Consider the following 20,473-nt stretch of genomic DNA (forward strand, 5'->3'; position numbering starts at 1 on the left):
GTGAAAGGGACACCTTCATACAGGTGTCCTCACTGCTGTCTTACATCTTTTTCTATTCTAGCATAAAACAAACGAGAAGTTAACCTTCTGGTTCAGTTTGGTTTTGCGCGTTTCCTTGCGTTACAACACTTGTTTTACTCGCATTTCCCTCATCATATTTGACATTTTTAACTGCAAAATAAATAAGAAAATGTCCAGCACCTAAAATACATAATAAGTAAGGTAAACTTTTTTCAGGTGGAAAGAATAGTACAGCACATAAAAAACTTAAAATGGAACAGATTCTTCCGGCGTTTAACCACAGCTCCCGAACAACGACATATTCCACACGCCATTCTCTCGCATTTTTCGCTCTACCAATTACGTCATATGTCATTGATCCATACGGAACAAGTAAAATAGGATATGCAATCGCAATACATGCCGCATAAATAAGTAATTTCGTGTATGTAACATTGAAAATAACTAAAAAGACGACAGCATATAAAATAATGCCTCCAAGTAAAATTGCTTTTTTTCGCCACTCCTTCTTTAACATACGAGCAACTAAGTAATAACATACAAAGGATACAGCAGAGTTCACTAAACTATATTTCCCTAATGCGAACTCACTATTAGTTGCTAAATAAACATATACTGAAATGACAAAAATAAACGTTCCTTCTCTCAATCCTTGGAAAAAATGAGCTCGTGTAATCTTTCCCCAGTTTTTATCAATCCGTCGTTCTTTCAATACTTGCACGATTTCATAACGCCCTTCACATTCTCTTTTAGATAAAAAGAAGCTTAAGACGACAGCAATTGCAAATAGAACTAATGAAAGAAAGAATATAACAGTATAACCACTCCATTTCTCCATACGTGAAATTGTGTATCCTGCTGCTATTGGTCCGATCATCCCAGAGAAGGATGTAAGAAGTCCAAGAAACCCATTAAAGAAATCTCTTGTTTCTGGTTCTGTAATTTCAAATGTCAATAAGTTAAAAGCCAACCAGTAAAAACCGTATCCTACTCCTAAAAGAGCCCCCATTAATAAAATATACTGAGAAGCACTTTTCCCCGCTACTAAGACAACAATAAAAAAAATTGCGAGCGTTCCTACTCCTATTCGTAATAAAATCGAGCGATCGATACGTTTCGCTAATTTTCCCCCTACAAGAAATGTGAGAGGCTGTAATATAACGCTGGCCAAATTATACAAGCCAAGATTCACATAATTTTGTGTTTGTTTCCATAAATAAATATTTACAAACGTATTCGATAAAGAAATTGCGAGCGTGTATAAACCTCCTATAAGGAGCAATAACACTAAATCCCGATTCACTTCAACGTCACCAATTATATGTTTCCACTTCATACACAACTCTCCTTTACTTCATGTTCTAGTCTTCCAAAGACAAGCCCAATTATGTAAAAGGAAAGCATAGAAAAAAAGCTAGGGGTTCTCCCCTAGCTTTTTTCTATATTTATTACAATTATTTTGCTTCTTGGTAACGTTTTTCAGCAGCGTTCCAATCTACAACGTTCCAGAATGCACCGATGTAGTCTGGACGACGGTTTTGGTAGTTTAAGTAGTAAGCATGCTCCCAAACATCTAAACCGATAACTGGCGTTTTACCTTCAGTTAAAGGAGAATCTTGGTTTGGAGTGCTTGTTACTTCTAGCTCACCATTGTTTACTACTAACCAAGCCCAACCAGAACCGAAGCGAGTTGCGCCAGCTTTTGCGAATTCTTCTTTGAATGCATCGAAGCTACCGAATTTTGCTTCAATTGCAGTTGCAAGTTCACCTACAGGTTGTCCTCCGCCGTTTGGAGATAGGATTGTCCAGAAGAATGTATGGTTAGCATGTCCGCCACCATTGTTACGTACTGCTGTACGGATTGCTTCTGGTACTTCGTTTAAGTTTGCAACTAATTCTTCTACGCTTTTGTCAGCTAATTCTGCATGACCTTCTAAAGCAGCGTTTAAGTTTGTAATGTACGTGTTGTGATGTTTTGTATGATGGATGTTCATTGTTTCTTTGTCAAAGTGAGGCTCTAAAGCATCATACGCATAAGGTAAATTTGGTAATTCGTGTTTTGCCATTGTTATATTCCTCCCAGTTTATGTATTGCCACTTAAGTGACATACAACTTCATTCTACCCTAATTGCCATAGGGTGCAAACAAATAAATCACATTGTCTTGCTATCATTAAAGTAGCAAAATTCCCACTTCTTTTCAATTAAAATGCTCATATATTCCGTAAAAAAAGCTTCCTTCTACAAGGAAGCTTCCTGCTAACATAATAAACATGCGAAATGGATATGGACCCTGTAGGACTCGAACCTACGACCGGACGGTTATGAGCCGTCTGCTCTAACCAGCTGAGCTAAGGGTCCACAATTATGTATGTAACAACATATCAAATAAAGGAATTCCTATCGGATATGCCCTTTAAGAAATGTAAGATAAATTTACCATATAGAAAAGAAAAGTGTCAATTGTATTTTTCTTATTTAAAAGAAGAAAGTTAATAAAAAGAAATTTAGTTATCTCCACTATATGTAAATATAATATATCTTGAGATTCTCTAGATTCCTACGTTACAATGATTTTATACATACATAAAGGAAGTGAATCTATGTCCATATTTACCCAATTCGTAAAAAGCATATACTCGCCTAAAGATATGGCGCTATTCCGTTTTCAAAAAATCGGTAAAACCATTTTGTATATTATGCTACTTTGCTTAATTACTACTATTCCAAGAACTTTTTTGTACGGTAGTTTTATCCAAGATGGTGTAGGCATGGTAAATCAAGTCATCGATAAAGATTTACCTGATTTTAAAATTGAAAATGGCGAACTAAAAGCCGATATTGATCAGCCTATTGAAAAAGAAGAAGGAAATGCACTTTTCGTATTTGATCCAAATTCAACAGACCTAGAAAAATATCAAAATAAAACAGGTTTATTTGTTTTAAAAGATAAAGTAGTCTCTATGGGAAATGGTCAAACACAAACGTATTCTTATAACGATTTGTTAGGTGCATCTCTTGAGAAAAAAGATCTACAAGAATTTATTTCTTTATTCGATAATATTTATCCAATTTTATTATTTGTTATTGGATTCTTAGTGTACCTATTCCAATTATTCATCACTTTTGTAGGCGTGACTTTACTTGCGTTCATCGGTTCTGCTATGAGCGGTCAACGTAAACTATCCTATAAACAAGTTTGGACACTAACTGCATACAGCTACACAATCCCAACCATTTTCTTCATGATTATGGATTTATTCAAAATCGTCGTACCTGGGGCAACATTCATTTATATCGCTGTTGTTTTAATCGTTCTATACTTAACGATTAAAGAGGTACCCCAACCGAAAGAAAAATAAAAAAATGCCTAAATAGGCATTTTTTTTTTGGACAAGCATATATTCCTAGCAAAGGAGTGAAGAATATGAAGAGGTTAGGTATATTCCTATTCGTGCTTGTTCTCGGTTATATATTTTATTACGATATAAAAATCGGTACTTTACCGATGTTAAGTTCATATAAAAAAACAACTGCTGCCCAAACGATTAAAAAAGAAAACACAGACAGCCAACAAAATAAAGAGAATAAAACAGAAAAAGAAACGGATACATCTTATAAAACAATTGAAGTAAAAACTGGCGAGACAGTTCTTTCTATTACAGAACAAATTAACAAGAAAAAAATTCCTTCCATAGAAAAAGTCATTGACGACTTTAAACAATTAAACAAAAGTACATCTGCTACAAAAATACAAATTGGAAAGTCTTATAAATTCCCGTTATATCAATAAGCCATCACTTAATCCTTGTCAATTACATAAAGGCGCTGATACAATAGTAAAAGTGAAACCGAGCACTTCGGTTTCTATAGCCCTATATCACGTATACTATCATTGATATGAGGGACTAAATAAGAAACTTCTTTTATAAGGAGAGCGATCTATTCGTGAATGAAATGACTCATCGTACAAAAACACGTCCAGTTAAAGTCGGTAATTTAACAATTGGCGGTAATAATGAATTAATTATACAAAGTATGACAACAACAAAAACACATGATGTTGAAGCAACAGTTGCCGAAATCAAGCGTTTAGAAGAAGCTGGCTGTCAAGTCGTCCGTGTTGCCGTTCCAGATGAACGCGCAGCTAATGCTATTGCTGATATAAAAAAACAAATCAACATTCCACTTGTTGCTGATATTCATTTTGATTATCGCCTTGCTTTAAAAGCAATTGAAGGTGGCATTGATAAAGTACGTATCAATCCAGGTAATATTGGTCGTCGCCATAAAGTAGAAGCTGTTGTAAATGCAGCAAAAGAGCGCGGTATTCCAATCCGTATTGGTGTAAACGCTGGTTCATTAGAGCGCCACATTTTAGAAAAGTACGGATACCCAACTGCTGATGGTATGGTTGAGAGCGCGCTACATCATATTAAAATTTTAGAGGACTTAGATTTCCACGATATTATCGTATCTATGAAAGCCTCTGATGTTAACTTAGCAATCGAAGCATACGAGAAAGCTGCTCGCGCTTTTGATTACCCATTACATTTAGGTATTACAGAATCTGGAACATTGTTTGCTGGAACTGTAAAAAGTGCCGCTGGTCTTGGAGCAATCTTAAGTAAAGGCATCGGAAATACACTACGTATTTCATTAAGTGCTGATCCAGTTGAAGAAGTAAAAGTTGCTCGTGAATTATTAAAATCATTCGGTCTTGCTTCTAACGCAGCGACACTTATCTCTTGTCCAACTTGTGGTCGTATTGAAATCGATTTAATTAGCATCGCTAACGAAGTGGAAGAATACATCTCTACACTTCAAGTACCAATTAAAGTTGCAGTACTTGGTTGCGCTGTAAATGGTCCTGGTGAAGCTCGTGAAGCTGATATCGGTATTGCTGGTGCACGTGGAGAGGGATTATTATTCCGTAAAGGGCAAGTCGTTCGTAAAGTACCAGAAGAAACAATGGTAGAAGAACTGAAAAAAGAAATCGACGTAATTGCTGCTGAAATGGCTGCTGAACGAGAAAAAGAAAAAGAAAAAGAGACACAAGAACAATAAAAAGAAGGTTGCCACAATATTTGTGAGCAACCTTCTTTTCTACGTAAAAAAGCTCGTCAGTTATATAACCGACGAGCTTTTACTTTGCACATTTTGGACAACGACCATATATTTCAAACTTATGACCCGTTACTTCATAACCAGTAAAATCTTTATTCATAAAATCCATTGGGCAGGAAGTAATCTCTTTCGTCCCCCCACAATCCAAACAAATAAAATGATGATGATGTTCCATAATAGAACAAGTGAAACGAAAATGTTTTTCACCATTTAATTCCGTTTGTTCTAAAACACCAATCTCAGCAAAAACTGTTAAGTTACGATAAATCGTATCAAAACTAAGCCCTGGATAATCGTCTTTCATATGCTCTAAAACGTCTTTCGCAGTTAAATAACGATTATGTGCTGCAAATAATCTGAGCATCTCTTCTCTTTTTCCAGTATGTTTGTATCCTTTTTCCTTCATTAGGCGTAAAGCTTCTGTTAGATTCATACCTATCCCTACTTTATGCAGTTTTTTTCTTCTTCCATAAAATCGCACCGATTAAAATAAGAACTGCTATCATAACAATTGTACCACCTGGTGCTAGATCAAGTTGATACGAAGCAAACATTCCACCAATTACTGCAATTTCACCAAATAAAATGGAAAAGAAAATTGTTTGTTTAAATCCTTTAGCAATACGAATACTTGCTGCAACTGGTAACGTCATTAATGATGATACGAGAAGAACCCCTACTACACGCATTGATACTGCAATGACAAGAGCAACTAATATAATGAAAATAAAGTGAATCCATTTCGCTCTTAAACCAGTTGATACTGCGTATTCCTCATCAAATGATAGTAGAAACAGCTCTTTATATAATAAAATAATTGTCGCAACAACAACAATTGCTACAATCCCAATAATAATTAAATCCGTACTTGTTACAGCACTGACACTACCAAATAAATAACTAAATAAGTCTGTGTTAAATCCATTTGCAAGTGAAATGAAAATAACTCCAACTCCCATCCCTGCCGAAAGGATAATCGGAATTGCTAATTCTTGATAGTGCTTATATACAGTTCTTAACTTTTCGATTAATAGCGCTCCACCAATCGAAAAAACCATCCCCATATATAAGGGGTTTAAAAATCCACCTGTAAAAATGGTTTTTTCAAGTAATAAACTTGCTGCAATACCTGATAACGTCACATGACTTAATGCATCCGCAATAAGAGATAAACGACGAATAACAACAAACACACCTATTAGCGGTGCAACAAGTCCAATTAAAATACCTGCGTATAAAGAATTACGTAAAAAGTCATATTGTAAAAAATCTTGTATCATTATATCCTCCCGTGATGCTCATGTTCGTGTTCTAAACGATGAACATGATGCCCATATAAGACGGACATTTCTGCATCTTCTAACTCTCGGAACTTCTCTACATTTCCATGGAAATGTAGATGTTGGTTTAGGCATGCAACATGTGTTACTTTTTCGGTAACAGCTCCCATATCATGAGTAACAAGAATTAATGTGATTCCCAACCTTTTGTTTAAATCCTCTAATATTTCGTAAAAACTTTCCACATTTTTTACATCGATTCCAACAGTAGGCTCGTCTAAAATAAGCAATTCAGGATCACTAACGAGCGCACGAGCAATAAATACACGCTGTTGCTGTCCACCAGAAAGCTCTCCAATATTACGACCTTGAAACTCACTCATCCCTACATCAGCAATTGCTTTTTCTACCTTTTTCTTATCCTCTTTTGTGAAAAAGCGAAAAAGCCCTTTTTTCGAAACAAGTCCCATTGACACAACTTCAGAAACAGTTGCTGGAAAACCAGAATTGAAACTATTTGCTTTTTGGGATACATAACCAACTTTATTCCATTCCTTAAACTTCTTACTATCAACGCCAAACACACGAATGCTTCCTTCTTTTGGCTTTAAAACGCCTAATAAACACTTAAGTAAAGTTGATTTACCTGAACCATTCGGTCCCACTAAACCTAAAAAAGCTCCCTTCGGAACTTGCAAATTAATATTTTCTAACACATTCCGATCTTCATACCAGAATGTTAAACCTTCAATCTCTAATATATTATTCATAGCATCTCACCTATTTTAATTCAGAATGATTCCGATTTATATCTATTTGAATTATAGTACAGCTTATTATAGTTGTAAACCAATCTGCCTAAAATATATCTATTTTTTCAAGAAACCTTACTATTATAACAAAAAGCAGAGAAAAATTCTCTGCTTTCGAAAAATATTCCTATATATGTTTAGTGAATAGCCGATTTAAACTTACCACCATTTGTCTCTTGCGTGCTCATAATCGTAACAAACGCATTTTCATCAATTTCATGCACAATTGACTTTAACTTCGTCACTTCTAGACGCGTTACAACTGCATAAATAACTTCTTTTTCTTTATCTGTGTAACCACCTTTTGCTACAAGCTTTGTAGTTCCACGGCCGAGTCGATGTAAAATCGCATTTGATACTTCCTCATATTGATCAGATACAATTAAAACTGCTTTCGTTTCATCTAGCCCTTGAATTACTGTATCGATCGTTTTAAATGCAATATAGTACGTCATAACAGAATACATCGCTTGTTCCACACCAAACACAAATGCTGCCCATGCAAAAATAAATAAGTTCACAAACATTACGAATTCACCAACAGAGAACGGTAATTTCTTCGTTAATAAAATCCCCATAATTTCAGTTCCATCTAACGATCCACCATGACGAATTACAAGTCCTACACCAAGACCTAAAATAAGACCACCAAACACAGTCGCTAAAATAGGCTCTGTTGTAAACGGTGGCACCGCATGTAACGTTGACTCAATGAATGCTAACGCTACAATACCAAATGCCGAAGATAACATAAATGTTTTTCCAATTTGCTTATAACCCGAATACATAAATGGGATATTGAGAACAACGACTAAAGTAGAAAAACTTAACCACCAAATATTAGGAGTAAGATAATCTAATATAAGAGAAATACCAATAATTCCACCATCAATAATTTTATTTGGCATTAAAAATAGTTCAATCGCTACCGCTGCGCATGCTGCCCCAAAAATAATCATAACTAAACGATAAATGAGATGAATAACACTTTCTTTTCGATGTTGCTTTTGCTCCATAGGTCCTCCCTTTACTCTTTTTCTGTAGTTTTGTCCTTATATTATAACATACGCTTCTTTTCCTCATGAAAAAAGAAACTCTATACGAATATGTACAAGCTATATGCTCATATATTTCGATAGAAGAACGCGTGAAGGAGGATAACAAGATGAACCTCATTAAACAAATTGTTAATAAAAAATTAAATCATATTTCTACAAAAGAGTTATTAAAATATAGCAAAGAATATGAAGTTTCTATTACGACTGCACAAGCTGACCAAATCGTTTTACTTATGAAAGGTAAAAATATTAATATTTACGATAACAACGAGCGACTAGAGCTCTTAAAACAGATCGCAAAAGTAACTTCCCCTGCCACTGCCCAACAAGTAAATACCTTATTTCAGCAATTACTAAAATAAGGAGGGGAAATCCCCTCCTTATTGCGCTTTAATTTTTTCAAGAAGCCCTTCATCAAAAGTACCGTTTTTCAGCATTTCGATTTCCAATTTGTATGGTGGCTTCTTATCTTTTTTATCTTCCCCTACATACGGTGTTTCAAGAATTTTTGGTACATGCATTAACTGTGGATGATGTACAATGTGATGCAACGCTTTATACCCAATGTGACCAAATCCGATGTTTTCATGACGGTCTTTTCCTGCTCCGCGTACATTTTTACTATCATTAATATGAAGTACTTGTAAACGATCTATACCAACGATCTTATCAAATTCGTTTAATACACCGTCAAAGTCATTTACAATATCATATCCTGCATCGTGCGTATGACACGTATCAAAGCATACAGATAGCTTTTCATTATATTTTACGCCATCAATGATTTTTGCAATTTCTTCAAAGCTACGACCACATTCTGTTCCTTTTCCTGCCATCGTCTCTAACGCAATGTTAACCGTCTGTTCTGGCGTTAGTACTTCATTAAGCCCTTTAATAATTTGTTGAATACCAGCATCTGCTCCAGCCCCAACGTGCGCTCCTGGGTGAAGAACAATTTGTTTCGCTACACCTAATGCCGATGTTCTTTCAATTTCCATACGAAGGAAGTCTACACCTAATTGGAATGTTTCTGGCTTCGTCGTATTCCCAACATTAATAATATACGGCGCATGGACGATAATTTCCTCAATACCATTCAGCTCCATATGTTTTCTTCCTGCTTCTATGTTCAATTCTTCAATTGGTTTTCTTCGTGTATTTTGCGGTGCACCTGTATAAATCATAAACGTTGTTGCACCGTATGAAACAGCCTCTTCACTTGCTGCTAATAACATGTTCTTACCACTCATGGAAACATGAGATCCAATCTTTAACATACAATCACCTCTTCAATATACAATAGATATAATGATAGCATAATTTGTAGAAATATGTAGTGAATTGTTTGTTCACAAAAGACGCACTACACAAATTTATATGAGTATTTAAACAGACTATACTCTTCATTTAAATTAGCGGGATTAAAAAAAGATAAGGGAAACCCCTTATCTTTTTTTATTGCTATATTTTCTCTTCACTTTGTCACGTTCTGTTGCAAGTTTACGTTTATAGTTTGGTTTTACTTTTTTCGGTTTTTTAATAACTTTCGTTGCCATAACATCAAGTTCGTCATTTGGTTTTTTACGGCTCTTACGACGACGACGCTCACCTAAATCCGCCCACTCATCTCCGCGTAAATCTACATGTTTAAACTCGATATGACGTTGTTTTTCTAAGCTATCTAATGCTTCTTCGTTTGCTGGATCATAAATCGTCACTGCAATACCAGAATGCCCCGCACGTGCTGTTCTTCCAACGCGGTGAACGAAGAAATCTAAATCTGATGGTAGCTCATAGTTAATAACATGGCTAATTCCTTCAATATCAATACCACGTGCTGCTAAATCAGTCGCAACAATATATTGGAATTCAAGGTCACGAATTTGTTTCATCATTTTTTTACGATCACGTGGTGATAAATCCCCGTGAATTCGTCCAACTTTTAAGCCGCGTTCCATTAATCCATCAGCAACTTGATCTGCCATTTTTTTCGTATTCGTGAAAACAACTGCTAAATACGGTTTAAATTGAAGTAGCATTTTATTCACTAAATCAATTTTATTACGATGTTTAGAAGGAACTAAATAGTGTTCAATGTTTCCAGCTGCAACTTGTTTTGGATTGATATGAATATGCTCTGGATTCTCCATATATTTCTTCAGAAACGGTTTTAGTTTTTGAGGAATTGTTGCAGAGAAAACTAGCATTTGCAAGTTTTTAGGCATGCGTGCTGCAATTTTATCTACATCGTGAATGAATCCCATATCAAGCATTAAGTCAGCTTCATCGACAATAATCGTATTTGCTTTATGAACAAATAATGCTTGTTCTTCTACTAAGTCTTTAATACGTCCTGGTGTCCCGACTACGATATGAGGTTGTTTTTTCAACTTTTCAATTGAACGTTGTTTATCAGTTCCACCAATTAAACAACGCGCTGTAATCATTTGATCTTCCGCACAGAATTTTGTTAATTTCACAATCTCTTCGTAAATTTGTTGTGCTAACTCACGAGTAGGTGCTGTAATAACAAGTTGTACTTCTTCACGGCTTGCATTAATTCTGTTCAATGTAGGAAGTAAGTATGCATGTGTTTTCCCAGAACCTGTTTGGGATTGTCCAATTACACTTACACCTTTTTTCACGACCGGGAAAATTTTCTGCTGAATTCCTGTCGGCTCTGTAAAGCGTAGTTCACGAACTGCATCTATTAAAAATGGTTTAAAATCATACTGTGTAAAAGTTTGTTGTGTCATAAGTTACACCTTCTTTCTAAATTTCTACTGCGCGCACAAATCAGTCAAGTCTACATTATATCGAAATCTACAAGTAAAATCCATCTTTAGTTTAGGTTTTCCCTTCAAAAACTAACCTTCTTCCCCCTTATTGCATATTGTATGTGTATATACCTAACTGAAGAAAGGAGGATTTCTCACATGTTTCCAAAATCCCCCACAAGACAAATGTATCCAAATCAAGGGCAGCAACCTTATACACCATATCCAATTCCACAACTACCACCGATGGCACAAAAAAAGAAAGGGTTCCTTGCTAAACTCTTTAAAAAACACGATCCAACCGAACCTTACATGCAAATGGTTCCGCCTTATCGACAAATGGAAGGACCGCCACCAATGATGCACCAGCACCAGCACCAGCAACCGCCACCTCAATATCGGCAACAATATCAACCCCAATATCAACAGCAATACCCACAGCAGTACTCACAGCAGTACTCACAGCAATATCAACCATACATGCAGCAGCATCCAGAGCAAATGATTCCCCCTCAAATGTACGAATCAAACGAAACGCGCGGCGGTGCAACAACTACAGCAGCATCCAGTAGCGGCATCGGCAGTTTTTTTGTGAATTTAATTTCGAATCCAACTAATATGATAAACAATATAGAAAAAGTATCCCAAGTCGTTCAATCTGTAAGCCCTGTCGTCGAACAGTACGGCCCTATTATGCGTAACCTACCAAGCATTGTTAAAATCCTCACCTCTGGAAAAAGTACGGAAGAAGATTCAACTAAAAATCAGGCTGAAGACATAACAGAAAAGGTTGAGGTAGCAACTCCACCTCCTCCACAAAAAAAAAGAAAAAGAAAAAAAATAGTGATTGAGCCAGTCATAGAAAAAGAATTACGAGAGGAGCCTGTTCAAAAAACAGCAACAAAACCAAAACTATATGTGTAACAATCCTTTGTTTTCTATCCACTCCTCCTTTATAATGTAAAAGACTATGCACAAAAGTATCCCTTGTTTAGAAGGAGAGGATTACTCATATGAAAATTGTTAAAATTTCCCCTCGTGGTTATTGCTACGGTGTTGTCGATGCAATGGTAATTGCACGTAACGCCGCATTAGATAAATCATTGCCGAGACCCATTTATATTTTAGGTATGATTGTTCACAATAAACATGTTACAGACGCTTTTGAAGAAGATGGAATCATCACATTAGACGGTCCAAGTCGCTTAGAAATTTTAGATAAAATTGATTCTGGTACTGTTATTTTCACTGCACACGGTGTTTCTCCAGAAGTTAAACAACGCGCAAAAGAAAAAGGTTTAACAACAATTGATGCCACTTGTCCAGATGTTACCAAGACACATGACCTTATCGAAGCTAAGAAAGCGGAAGGGTATCATGTCATTTATATCGGTAAAAAAAATCATCCAGAGCCAGAAGGCGCAGTTGGTATTGCACCTGACATCGTTCACCTTATCGAAAAAGCCGATGATTTAAAAACATTAGAAATCCCAACAGATAAAATTTTAGTAACGAATCAAACAACGATGAGTCAATGGGATGTTCAACATTTAATGGAGGACATTCAAAAAAAATTCCCAACAGCAGAATTCCATAAAGAAATTTGTTTAGCAACTCAAGTTCGCCAAGAAGCTGTCGCTAAACAAGCTGATGTTGCAGACTTAACAATTGTTGTCGGTGATCCGAAAAGTAACAACTCAAACCGTTTAGCACAAGTGTCACAAGAAATTGCTGGTACGAAAGCATACCGCGTTGCAGACGTAAGTGAGATTAAATTAGAGTGGCTACAAGGTGTAGAAAACGTAGCTGTTACAGCAGGTGCTTCTACTCCAACTCCAATTACAAAAGAAGTTATCGCTTTCTTAGATCAATATGACCCAATGAATCCCGCTACATGGGAGAGAGTTCGAAAAGTACCGTTACAAAAAATATTACCTCGTGTAAAAGTGAAAAAAGAACAATAATAAAAACCGTTGCCTATATGAGCAACGGTTTTTATTTTTCTTATACAAATGTAAATGGATCTGTATGTAATTGCGAAGCATGAATGTGTACATTGAGTTTCTTTGCATCCACTTTTTCTTGTAATTGCTTTTGCACACCTTGCTTCATTACTTTTTCAACGTTATGTCCTGGGTCAACTATATTTAAACCGAGCATCATCGCATCATGAGCAACATGATAATACATGTCACCTGTTACATATACATCTGCTCCTTTAAATTTAGCTTGATTGATGTATTTGTTACCATCACCACCAAGTACAGCTACTTTGCGCACTTTATCATCTAATTTCCCAACAACTCGTGCACCCTTTACATCTAATGATTGCTTTACATGTTCTGCAAACTGTCCAAGTGTCATTTCTTCTTTTAAGTATCCTATTTTCCCAAGCCCTAATGTTTCGCCTTTGTTATCAAGTGGATACACATCATACGCTACTTCTTCATATGGATGTGCCGTTACCATTGCTTTAATCACTTTTCGTTGTAGTGAAACTGGAATAATCGTTTCGATCCGCACTTCTTCTACGCGCTCTAACTGTCCAGTTTCCCCTACATAAGGATTTGTCCCCTCTTGAGGTACAAACGTACCTGTACCCTCGCTACTAAACGTACAGTGGCTATAATTGCCGATATGACCAGCACCTGCGTCTCCTAATGCTTTTCGTACTTCCTCTGCATGAGTTACTGGCACAAACACAACAACTTTTTTCATTTCTTCTGCATATGTCGGTGCCAAAACTTCTGTATTTTGCAACCCTAACGCCTCAGCAAGTAAATCATTTACCCCACCCTTGGCAACATCCACATTTGTATGCGCTGCATAAATGGCAATATCATTTTTAATACACGTTTCAATAATTCTTCCGTACGCTTTATCTGTATGAATCGCTTTTAACGGATTAAAAATTAAAGGATGATGCGCGATAATGACATTCGCCCCTAATTGAATCGCTTCCTCCACAACTTCCTCCGTTACATCTAATGCAATTAATACGTGTTGTACAGATTTATTAAGCGCTCCAATCTGCAGACCAATTTTATCTCCTTCCATCGCCAGATGCTTCGGATACATACTTTCAAATAAAGAAATAATTTCATGGCCGTTTGGAATTTTACTCATGATAAAATCTCCCCTATCATTTTCATTTTCGCTTCTACTTCTGCACGTTTCGCTTTTGTTTCTTCAGAATTAGCCGCACGTTCTAACTGTTTTAAAATATTTTGGAAGTTTTTCAATTCCCCTTCCCATTTTTCAACGAAAGCTTCACTTTTTTCTTTTATTAAAAATGGCCCCATAAACAATCCCGCTTGTTTATTTTCCAAGTAAGGTGCTTCGACATTTCCTCGCTCTCCTACTAAAATCTCATAAATTTTCCCATCTTCTTTTACGATTTTTTCATGGATAAGCTCCCAACCATTTTCAACAAACCATTCACGAATATGATGTGCTGCAATATTCGGCTGTAAAATTAAACGTGTTACACCTTCTAATTTTTCTTTACCACTTTCTAAAATGTCACGAATTAACGCTCCGCCCATTCCAGCAACCGTAATTACATCTACTTCTCCTGGCGCTATAACAGCTAATCCATTCCCTTTACGCACATCTACTTTATCTTGCAAGCCACTTTCAGCTACAGTTGCTTGTGCAGAGCGAAACGGTCCATCTACAACCTCTCCAGCAACTGCTTTTGTAGCAATATTATTTATAATTGTATAACACGGTAAATACGCATGATCCGATCCAATATCAGCAACTGTAGATCCTACCGGTATTTCACGCACAACTTCTTCTAATCGTTTTGAAAGCCTTACTTCATTCATGTATTTCCATTACTCCTTCTCTTGTCAGTCTGTCTCCATGATAATGAATTTATAGTAGTTGTTGCAAGCCTATAACAACAATTCACTTCTCTATCATTCATCGTATTTTAGAAAATATAGAAAAACAAGCCCTTTGCATAAGCAAAAGACTTGTCATACGGAACTTTATTTTTTCTTCGATAACCAATCAGCTACTTTAGTGGCTTGATCAGCTGGAACTATATTAGCAGGCATATTGCCCTTTCCTTTCGAAAGAATTTCTTTAATTTCATCCTTTGAAAGTTTCCCACCAATTTTTTGTAAGTTAGGTCCTACTGCCCCTTGTAACTGATCACCGTGGCAGCTCGTACAGCTTTGCTTCACAATATCCTCTGGTTTTGATGCTGTTTGTGCTGGCTTCCCGCCATTTTTTGCATCAGCTAACTCTTTAGATTTATTTAGCCCCTGAAATGAAAATACAAACATAACGATAATACCCAATGCTGCAATAAGAGCGAACGGAATCAGCGGATTACGTTTCATATCTCTTCTCCCCCCTCTATACCCCTAAATAGTTAGATGATTCAGTCATTTCCATTGTACTTGAAAACGCTCTATCAGAAAAGAGAAAACTACTACTCGAAATATTCCATAAATTCAGTTTATTGTTTTTTATTGTCATATAGCTTATTATTTCGATAATTATTAACGTTTCTCATCATATTTTTCGCTTTTCTACATATATTTTTGTATAGAATAAACAAAATTAATCGAAAAATCGAAAAATGAGCATTTGCAAATCAAAAGACAATTCTGTAAAATAAATTACAAGAAATTGTAATCGTTGCCGATAGCTAAATTTTAACAAAAATTAACAAAATAAAAAAGTTTACTTCACAAAGGTGAAGTAAACTTAAAAAATAACCTATTCTAAGAAATCCTTAAGACGCTTACTACGACTTGGATGTCTTAATTTGCGAAGTGCTTTTGCTTCAATTTGACGGATACGCTCTCTCGTTACGCCGAATACTTTCCCAACTTCTTCAAGCGTACGAGTTCGTCCATCATCTAAACCGAAACGAAGACGCAGAACATTTTCTTCACGATCTGTTAGTGTATCTAACACATCTTCTAATTGTTCTTTTAGCAATTCATAGGCTGCATGGTCCGCAGGCGATGTTGCTTCTTGGTCTTCAATAAAGTCACCTAAATGGGAGTCATCTTCTTCACCAATTGGTGTTTCAAGAGAAACTGGCTCCTGTGCAATTTTTAAGATTTCACGTACTTTTTCTGGAGCAAGATCCATTTCTTCACCAATCTCTTCAGGAGACGGTTCGCGACCTAAATCTTGTAATAATTGACGTTGTACACGAATTAACTTATTAATCGTTTCAACCATATGAACTGGAATACGAATTGTTCGCGCTTGGTCCGCAATCGCACGTGTAATAGCTTGGCGAATCCACCAAGTTGCATACGTACTAAATTTGAAACCTTTACGATAATCGAACTTTTCAACAGCTTTAATTAGACCCATATTACCTTCTTGAATTAAGTCTAAGAAAAGCATACCACGGCCTACGTAGCGCTTTGCAATACTTACTACAAGACGTAAGTTTGCTTCTGCAAGACGACGTTTCGCTTCTTCATCGCCTTCTTCAATACGCGTTGCAAGTCGAATTTCTTCTTCTGCAGATAGTAAGTCTACACGACCAATTTCTTTTAAATACATACGAACAGGATCGTTGATTTTAACCCCAGGTGGTACACTTAAATCATTGAGGTCAAACTCTTCTTCTGTTTTTGTAATTTGGCGATTATTAGGGCCTTCTTCGTTGTCATTATCACCAACTAAGTCAATGCCTTGTTCACCTAAATATTCATAGTATTCATCCATTTGATCGGATTCAATTTCAAATCCATTCATGCGTTCTGCAATCTCTTCATATGTAAGAACGCCACGTTTTTTTCCGAGCTCAGTGAGTTGTTCTTTCACTTGCTCAAGGGTCATTTCAGTTTCAATTTGTTTAGAACGAGCTGGTTTGTCAGCCATCTGTTCCCCTCCTTACGCGAGATACAAACATTCATTATACTAAAACTTTATCAAAAAAGCTATTTTCTCGCTTTTTGATTTTGTAAATATGCTACATAATATTTAGCAGCCTCTACAGGATCTGTTTTTTCCATTTGTTTCACTTTAAAGATGATCTCCATCTTTTCAAGTTTTTCCTGATGCCGTCTAAGCGTCTCCAAATGGCCTTGCAACACTTCTTCTGTGTATTCTGGATTAATAAATTCATCCGTCGAAATATCAGTGATAATATTTTTCAACTTTTCATCAGAGAGCCAACTTAAAAATGTTCCGACTGAAGGTTCATTTCCCTTTTCATAATATGCGTATAGTTCATATAAAATCCCTTTATGTTCTTCTGTATGAAAATCTTCTATATGGGATTCCATACGAACAGCTACTTCTGCACTTTGCAACATATGGTAAATAATTTCTCTTTCCGCTCTTTCAAAACCTGTTAACTTCGGTTTTGTTTGAACGACTTGAGACGGTTTAGCAACCTGCTTTATTTGTTTTTGCTGTACCTTTTGTTCTTTGCGATATTGGTGCAATTGATTCAAAAGTGTTTCCATTGAATACGAAAATTCTTGCGATAATGACTTCAAATATGACTCTGCCTGCATCGCATCTTGTAACAACGATAACTCTTTTAAAACACTTTTCACATATTCTTCTTTGCCAGACTCATCTTGCAAATTTTTCCCTAAACGCAAATAATTTATTTTAAAACCAACAAAACTCACACTTGATTTCACAAGATTTCCAAAAGCGGTAGTCCCATATTGTTGCACATATTCATCAGGATCAAGCTTATCTGGCAAGGATGTGACTTTCACTTGGCAACCAACTTTTAGCAATAATTGCCCTGCTTTCATCGTCGCTTCTCGCCCTGCTTTATCACCATCATAGCAAAGAACAACAGTTTCAACGTTACGTCGCAGAAGTTTTGCTTGTTCTTCAGTTAAAGCTGTTCCCATTGTCGCAACAGCTTCTTCCACACCACTTTTTACCGCAGCTAGTACATCGGCATATCCTTCAAAAAGAACCACTTGCCCACGCTTTCTAATAAACGGTCTTGCTTGGTGGAAGTTATACAACAATTTACTTTTGTGAAAAATCGGTGTTTCAGGGCTATTTAAATATTTCGGAGTGTCATCCCCTAACGCCCTTCCACTAAACGCTATCACCTTACCTTGTAACGTATAGATCGGGAACATAACTCTTCCACGGAAGCGATCGTAATGACTACCATCCTTCTCACTTCTTATTAGAAGGCCAGCTTGTTCCATACTAGACAGCGATAAACCTCTTTTTTGTAAAATTTTCGTCGCTGCATCCCAAGCAGGTGATGCATAACCAATTTCAAACTTCTCAATCATCTCTTTCGTAATACCACGGTTTAATAAATATGAAAGTGCTTCATTTCCCTCTTCCGTATTTACTAATAAATGATGATAATACTTTTTCAATAATTCATGAGCTTGTTGCATGATGACAGTGTCATCAGATATGTCTTCTTGTTGTCCTTGTCCTGATGTGTACTCTGCAACCGCAATTCCATTTCTTTCGCCTAGCTTTTGAACAGCCTCGGTAAAAGCCAGTCCTTCCATTTTCATTAGAAAGGAAAATACATTTCCACCTTCTCCACATCCGAAGCAATGAAAAATTTGCTTATCAGATGAAACAGAGAATGAAGGAGAATTCTCACCATGAAATGGACAAAGGCCGAAATAGTTACGCCCCTGTTTTCTAAGTTGAACGTATTCACCAATGACTTCTACAATATCGGATGATGTCCGAATCTGTTCAACAACTTCTTCGGGAATTCTGTTCCCCATAACTCCATCTCCGTGTCGTATTTTGTATTCGATATAAATTAAAAAATTCCTTTATAATTCGACAATATTTTTCTAAACTTGTTAGAAAGTGTTGCCGATTACATTGTATAAACGATTTTGAACCTTTCCTATAGGTCCTTTATCTGCATAAATCGCATATACATACTTGCTATATAAAATTGTATACATTTGCTCATCTGTTACAAATGTATCTCTTAGAAACAATACATATACACCTTTTTACAAGAAGAGTAGCAAGCCACATATACTGTTTGATCTTGAGATCTGTAACTTTTTCATGTTGATCCATATAACAATCAACTCCATTTTGTTCAGTATCTACAATGATCCAATTGCCTTGCTATTTCCTTAAAGGATGAGCATATGATGCGACAAACAAAATTCCGACATGAAATTCCGCTCCAACTTGCACAATTTCAGCCTTCACGGGATATACATCTACACCAACTAATATGTTGTTGATGTTTTGCATATTTCTGTATTCTACATCCCTTCTGTGAATCCTTCCATAATGTGCGTTTTCTTGTATAGATTTTGTCGATTTAACGTAATTACATGTCTTTTTCGTAAATCCTATCCCTAGTTTATTCTGAAAAATTAAAGTCTAAACGTAAAATATAGGTTTTTATCACAATTTTTTATTATAATATATTTTCTTCAACTACGCTACATATCCCTTTATTTTTTCAGCTTACATTTCAGGATGACAAACTCACACCTTGAATATACTAAAAGACAAAGGAGTATAAGTATAACCATTACACTACAATCTATTACAAAATCCATAGGTATCATATTTCACACGAGCGAAAAAAGCACATTCACCTTTGGTAAATGTGCTAAAACATTTTTTGGTTTTGCACTGCATTCACAATAATATTTGCTGTTTCTTCAATCGCTTTATTCGATACATCGATTACTTGGCAATTTATTTTACTAATTACTTCCTCAAAGTGATCAATTTCTTCTTGAATACGATTAATATTTGCATATGTTGCTCCATCACTTAATCCAAGTGATTTTAATCGTTCTTTTCGAATATGATTTAACTTATCTGGCGTAATTTTCAAACCGAAACATTTTTCTTTTGCCACTTGATATAGTTCTTCAGGTGGGTCAACTTCTGGCACGAGTGGTACATTCGCAACTTTCAAGCGTTTGTTATGAGCTAAATATTGGGAAAGTGGTGTTTTTGATGTACGCGAAACACCAATCAACACGATATCTGCTTTTAAGATACCTCGTGCATCTCTGCCGTCATCATACTTCACAGCAAATTCAATCGCTTCAATCTTTTTAAAGTATTCTTCATCTAACCTACGGACAACACCTGGCTCATATCTCGGCACTTGCCCCGTAATTTCTTCAATTTGATCAATAAGAGGGCCGATAATATCGTATGCCTCTACCCCTTCTTTTGCAGCCTCTGTTACTAAATACTGGCGCATATCAGGCTTAACTAACGTAAAACATATAAGTGCTTGATTACTCTTAGCAATCGAAATCACTTCTTTTAATGTCCCTGTATCTTCTACATACGGTACACGTCTAATATCAGGAGCAAACGGGAATTGCCCCATTGCTGCTCGAACAACCAAATCAGCCGTTTCCCCTACAGAGTCAGATACGACATATACGATTTTATTATCCATTACATTA

Annotated in this window: 22 protein-coding genes and 1 tRNA gene; 6 read left to right on the forward strand and 17 right to left on the reverse strand. The window is 36.1% G+C overall.

The genetic code is table 11. The annotated features are described in order from the left end of the window. Window positions 1–79: 79 nt before the first annotated feature. The 3 genes from DN400_RS14265 to DN400_RS14275 all read right to left on the reverse strand — a co-directional run bounded on the left by DN400_RS14265 (window position 80) and on the right by DN400_RS14275 (window position 2,382). Window positions 80–1,357, reverse strand: coding sequence for an MFS transporter (locus DN400_RS14265; RefSeq protein WP_023523062.1), 1,278 nt, complete (start codon window positions 1,355–1,357; stop codon window positions 80–82). 118 nt (window positions 1,358–1,475) lie between these two features. Further along, complete coding sequence (gene sodA / locus DN400_RS14270) at window positions 1,476–2,087, reverse strand: superoxide dismutase [Mn] (protein ID WP_001052031.1); 612 nt, start codon at window positions 2,085–2,087, stop codon at window positions 1,476–1,478. A 221-nt stretch (window positions 2,088–2,308) separates the two neighbouring features. Next, a tRNA-Ile gene (locus DN400_RS14275) sits at window positions 2,309–2,382 on the reverse strand. Window positions 2,383–2,624: 242 nt separating this feature from the next. On the opposite strand from DN400_RS14275, the gene yqgB reads away from it, so the two are divergent. The 3 genes from yqgB to ispG all read left to right on the forward strand — a co-directional run bounded on the left by yqgB (window position 2,625) and on the right by ispG (window position 5,088). Continuing rightward, window positions 2,625–3,383, forward strand: a complete 759-nt coding sequence (gene yqgB, locus DN400_RS14280) for a protein YqgB (protein WP_000021895.1) — start codon at window positions 2,625–2,627, stop codon at window positions 3,381–3,383. A 65-nt stretch (window positions 3,384–3,448) separates the two neighbouring features. Then, window positions 3,449–3,814, forward strand: coding sequence for a protein YqfZ (gene yqfZ / locus DN400_RS14285; RefSeq protein WP_000825415.1), 366 nt, complete (start codon window positions 3,449–3,451; stop codon window positions 3,812–3,814). Window positions 3,815–3,978: 164 nt separating this feature from the next. Beyond that, the gene (gene ispG / locus DN400_RS14290; protein WP_170956784.1) at window positions 3,979–5,088 is read left to right on the forward strand and encodes a flavodoxin-dependent (E)-4-hydroxy-3-methylbut-2-enyl-diphosphate synthase; all 1,110 of its coding nucleotides are present in this window, start codon (window positions 3,979–3,981) and stop codon (window positions 5,086–5,088) included. A 79-nt stretch (window positions 5,089–5,167) separates the two neighbouring features. Here ispG and DN400_RS14295 read toward each other — a convergent pair whose 3' ends face one another. The 4 genes from DN400_RS14295 to DN400_RS14310 all read right to left on the reverse strand — a co-directional run bounded on the left by DN400_RS14295 (window position 5,168) and on the right by DN400_RS14310 (window position 8,256). Further along, window positions 5,168–5,581: a Fur family transcriptional regulator gene (locus tag DN400_RS14295; RefSeq protein ID WP_001054516.1), complete on the reverse strand. Its 414-nt coding sequence runs from the start codon at window positions 5,579–5,581 to the stop codon at window positions 5,168–5,170. 13 nt (window positions 5,582–5,594) lie between these two features. Next, the gene (locus DN400_RS14300) at window positions 5,595–6,428 is read right to left on the reverse strand and encodes a metal ABC transporter permease (RefSeq protein WP_000613817.1); all 834 of its coding nucleotides are present in this window, start codon (window positions 6,426–6,428) and stop codon (window positions 5,595–5,597) included. After that, window positions 6,428–7,198, reverse strand: a complete 771-nt coding sequence (locus DN400_RS14305; protein WP_147801722.1) for a metal ABC transporter ATP-binding protein — start codon at window positions 7,196–7,198, stop codon at window positions 6,428–6,430. Before DN400_RS14305 ends, DN400_RS14300 begins: the two co-directional genes overlap by 1 nt. A gap of 179 nt (window positions 7,199–7,377) precedes the next feature. Continuing rightward, the gene (locus DN400_RS14310) at window positions 7,378–8,256 is read right to left on the reverse strand and encodes a YitT family protein (RefSeq protein WP_000435960.1); all 879 of its coding nucleotides are present in this window, start codon (window positions 8,254–8,256) and stop codon (window positions 7,378–7,380) included. 149 nt (window positions 8,257–8,405) lie between these two features. On the opposite strand from DN400_RS14310, the gene DN400_RS14315 reads away from it, so the two are divergent. Next, entirely contained in the window at window positions 8,406–8,660 is a 255-nt protein-coding gene (locus DN400_RS14315; RefSeq protein ID WP_001048958.1) for a DUF2624 domain-containing protein, read from the forward strand. An 18-nt stretch (window positions 8,661–8,678) separates the two neighbouring features. On the opposite strand, the gene DN400_RS14320 is transcribed toward DN400_RS14315, so the two are convergent. Beyond that, the gene (locus DN400_RS14320; RefSeq protein ID WP_000912471.1) at window positions 8,679–9,575 is read right to left on the reverse strand and encodes a deoxyribonuclease IV; all 897 of its coding nucleotides are present in this window, start codon (window positions 9,573–9,575) and stop codon (window positions 8,679–8,681) included. A gap of 168 nt (window positions 9,576–9,743) precedes the next feature. Next, window positions 9,744–11,054, reverse strand: a complete 1,311-nt coding sequence (locus DN400_RS14325; RefSeq protein ID WP_000194023.1) for a DEAD/DEAH box helicase — start codon at window positions 11,052–11,054, stop codon at window positions 9,744–9,746. A 180-nt stretch (window positions 11,055–11,234) separates the two neighbouring features. Between DN400_RS14325 and vrrA the strand changes: the two genes are divergently transcribed. Continuing rightward, window positions 11,235–11,999, forward strand: coding sequence for a VrrA/YqfQ family protein (gene vrrA, locus DN400_RS14330; RefSeq protein WP_065229366.1), 765 nt, complete (start codon window positions 11,235–11,237; stop codon window positions 11,997–11,999). Between the two features lie 89 nt (window positions 12,000–12,088). Then, on the forward strand, window positions 12,089–13,039 hold the full coding sequence (locus DN400_RS14335; RefSeq protein WP_000706657.1) for a 4-hydroxy-3-methylbut-2-enyl diphosphate reductase: 951 nt from the start codon (window positions 12,089–12,091) through the stop codon (window positions 13,037–13,039). Window positions 13,040–13,079: 40 nt separating this feature from the next. Here the strand turns inward: DN400_RS14335 and DN400_RS14340 are convergent, their stop codons facing one another. The 8 genes from DN400_RS14340 to DN400_RS14365 all read right to left on the reverse strand — a co-directional run bounded on the left by DN400_RS14340 (window position 13,080) and on the right by DN400_RS14365 (window position 20,466). Next, window positions 13,080–14,201, reverse strand: coding sequence for a Nif3-like dinuclear metal center hexameric protein (locus tag DN400_RS14340; RefSeq protein ID WP_000036248.1), 1,122 nt, complete (start codon window positions 14,199–14,201; stop codon window positions 13,080–13,082). After that, window positions 14,198–14,905, reverse strand: coding sequence for a tRNA (adenine(22)-N(1))-methyltransferase (locus DN400_RS14345; RefSeq protein ID WP_065229367.1), 708 nt, complete (start codon window positions 14,903–14,905; stop codon window positions 14,198–14,200). The genes DN400_RS14340 and DN400_RS14345 overlap by 4 nt, the downstream gene beginning before the upstream one ends. A gap of 165 nt (window positions 14,906–15,070) precedes the next feature. Further along, window positions 15,071–15,427 carry a cytochrome c550 gene (cccA, locus tag DN400_RS14350; protein WP_000828142.1) on the reverse strand — a complete coding sequence of 119 codons (357 nt, stop codon included), beginning with the start codon at window positions 15,425–15,427 and terminating at the stop codon, window positions 15,071–15,073. Window positions 15,428–15,809: 382 nt separating this feature from the next. After that, a complete protein-coding gene (gene rpoD, locus DN400_RS14355) occupies window positions 15,810–16,937 on the reverse strand; it encodes an RNA polymerase sigma factor RpoD (protein ID WP_000764066.1) in 1,128 nt (375 codons plus the stop codon). Between the two features lie 59 nt (window positions 16,938–16,996). Next, the gene (gene dnaG / locus DN400_RS14360; protein ID WP_065229368.1) at window positions 16,997–18,793 is read right to left on the reverse strand and encodes a DNA primase; all 1,797 of its coding nucleotides are present in this window, start codon (window positions 18,791–18,793) and stop codon (window positions 16,997–16,999) included. An 81-nt stretch (window positions 18,794–18,874) separates the two neighbouring features. Continuing rightward, window positions 18,875–19,018 (reverse strand): hypothetical protein, encoded by a 144-nt coding sequence (locus DN400_RS29475; protein ID WP_000479733.1) that lies wholly within the window; start codon window positions 19,016–19,018, stop codon window positions 18,875–18,877. Window positions 19,019–19,154: 136 nt separating this feature from the next. Then, complete coding sequence (locus tag DN400_RS29885; protein ID WP_002024806.1) at window positions 19,155–19,286, reverse strand: hypothetical protein; 132 nt, start codon at window positions 19,284–19,286, stop codon at window positions 19,155–19,157. 367 nt (window positions 19,287–19,653) lie between these two features. After that, window positions 19,654–20,466: a pyruvate, water dikinase regulatory protein gene (locus DN400_RS14365; protein WP_000368944.1), complete on the reverse strand. Its 813-nt coding sequence runs from the start codon at window positions 20,464–20,466 to the stop codon at window positions 19,654–19,656. Window positions 20,467–20,473: the final 7 nt, after the last annotated feature.

Origin of the sequence: Bacillus sp. AR8-1 (assembly GCF_008042345.1) — a bacterium.
GTDB lineage: Bacteria > Bacillota > Bacilli > Bacillales > Bacillaceae_G > Bacillus_A > Bacillus_A cereus.

Coding starts and splice junctions, on each gene's coding strand:
- DN400_RS14340 (WP_000036248.1), bottom strand. CDS start 14,201: ATGAGTAAAATTCCAAACGGCCATGAAATTATTTCTTTATTTGAAAGT.
- DN400_RS14300 (WP_000613817.1), bottom strand. CDS start 6,428: ATGATACAAGATTTTTTACAATATGACTTTTTACGTAATTCTTTATAC.
- DN400_RS14320 (WP_000912471.1), bottom strand. CDS start 9,575: ATGTTAAAGATTGGATCTCATGTTTCCATGAGTGGTAAGAACATGTTA.
- DN400_RS14335 (WP_000706657.1), top strand. CDS start 12,089: ATGAAAATTGTTAAAATTTCCCCTCGTGGTTATTGCTACGGTGTTGTC.
- DN400_RS14310 (WP_000435960.1), bottom strand. CDS start 8,256: ATGGAGCAAAAGCAACATCGAAAAGAAAGTGTTATTCATCTCATTTAT.
- DN400_RS14365 (WP_000368944.1), bottom strand. CDS start 20,466: ATGGATAATAAAATCGTATATGTCGTATCTGACTCTGTAGGGGAAACG.
- DN400_RS14345 (WP_065229367.1), bottom strand. CDS start 14,905: ATGAATGAAGTAAGGCTTTCAAAACGATTAGAAGAAGTTGTGCGTGAA.
- DN400_RS14325 (WP_000194023.1), bottom strand. CDS start 11,054: ATGACACAACAAACTTTTACACAGTATGATTTTAAACCATTTTTAATA.
- rpoD (WP_000764066.1), bottom strand. CDS start 16,937: ATGGCTGACAAACCAGCTCGTTCTAAACAAATTGAAACTGAAATGACC.
- DN400_RS14315 (WP_001048958.1), top strand. CDS start 8,406: ATGAACCTCATTAAACAAATTGTTAATAAAAAATTAAATCATATTTCT.
- vrrA (WP_065229366.1), top strand. CDS start 11,235: ATGTTTCCAAAATCCCCCACAAGACAAATGTATCCAAATCAAGGGCAG.
- sodA (WP_001052031.1), bottom strand. CDS start 2,087: ATGGCAAAACACGAATTACCAAATTTACCTTATGCGTATGATGCTTTA.
- yqgB (WP_000021895.1), top strand. CDS start 2,625: ATGTCCATATTTACCCAATTCGTAAAAAGCATATACTCGCCTAAAGAT.
- cccA (WP_000828142.1), bottom strand. CDS start 15,427: ATGAAACGTAATCCGCTGATTCCGTTCGCTCTTATTGCAGCATTGGGT.
- DN400_RS14265 (WP_023523062.1), bottom strand. CDS start 1,357: ATGAAGTGGAAACATATAATTGGTGACGTTGAAGTGAATCGGGATTTA.
- DN400_RS14295 (WP_001054516.1), bottom strand. CDS start 5,581: ATGAATCTAACAGAAGCTTTACGCCTAATGAAGGAAAAAGGATACAAA.
- ispG (WP_170956784.1), top strand. CDS start 3,979: ATGACTCATCGTACAAAAACACGTCCAGTTAAAGTCGGTAATTTAACA.
- DN400_RS14305 (WP_147801722.1), bottom strand. CDS start 7,198: ATGAATAATATATTAGAGATTGAAGGTTTAACATTCTGGTATGAAGAT.
- dnaG (WP_065229368.1), bottom strand. CDS start 18,793: ATGGGGAACAGAATTCCCGAAGAAGTTGTTGAACAGATTCGGACATCA.
- DN400_RS29885 (WP_002024806.1), bottom strand. CDS start 19,286: ATGCAAAACATCAACAACATATTAGTTGGTGTAGATGTATATCCCGTG.
- yqfZ (WP_000825415.1), top strand. CDS start 3,449: ATGAAGAGGTTAGGTATATTCCTATTCGTGCTTGTTCTCGGTTATATA.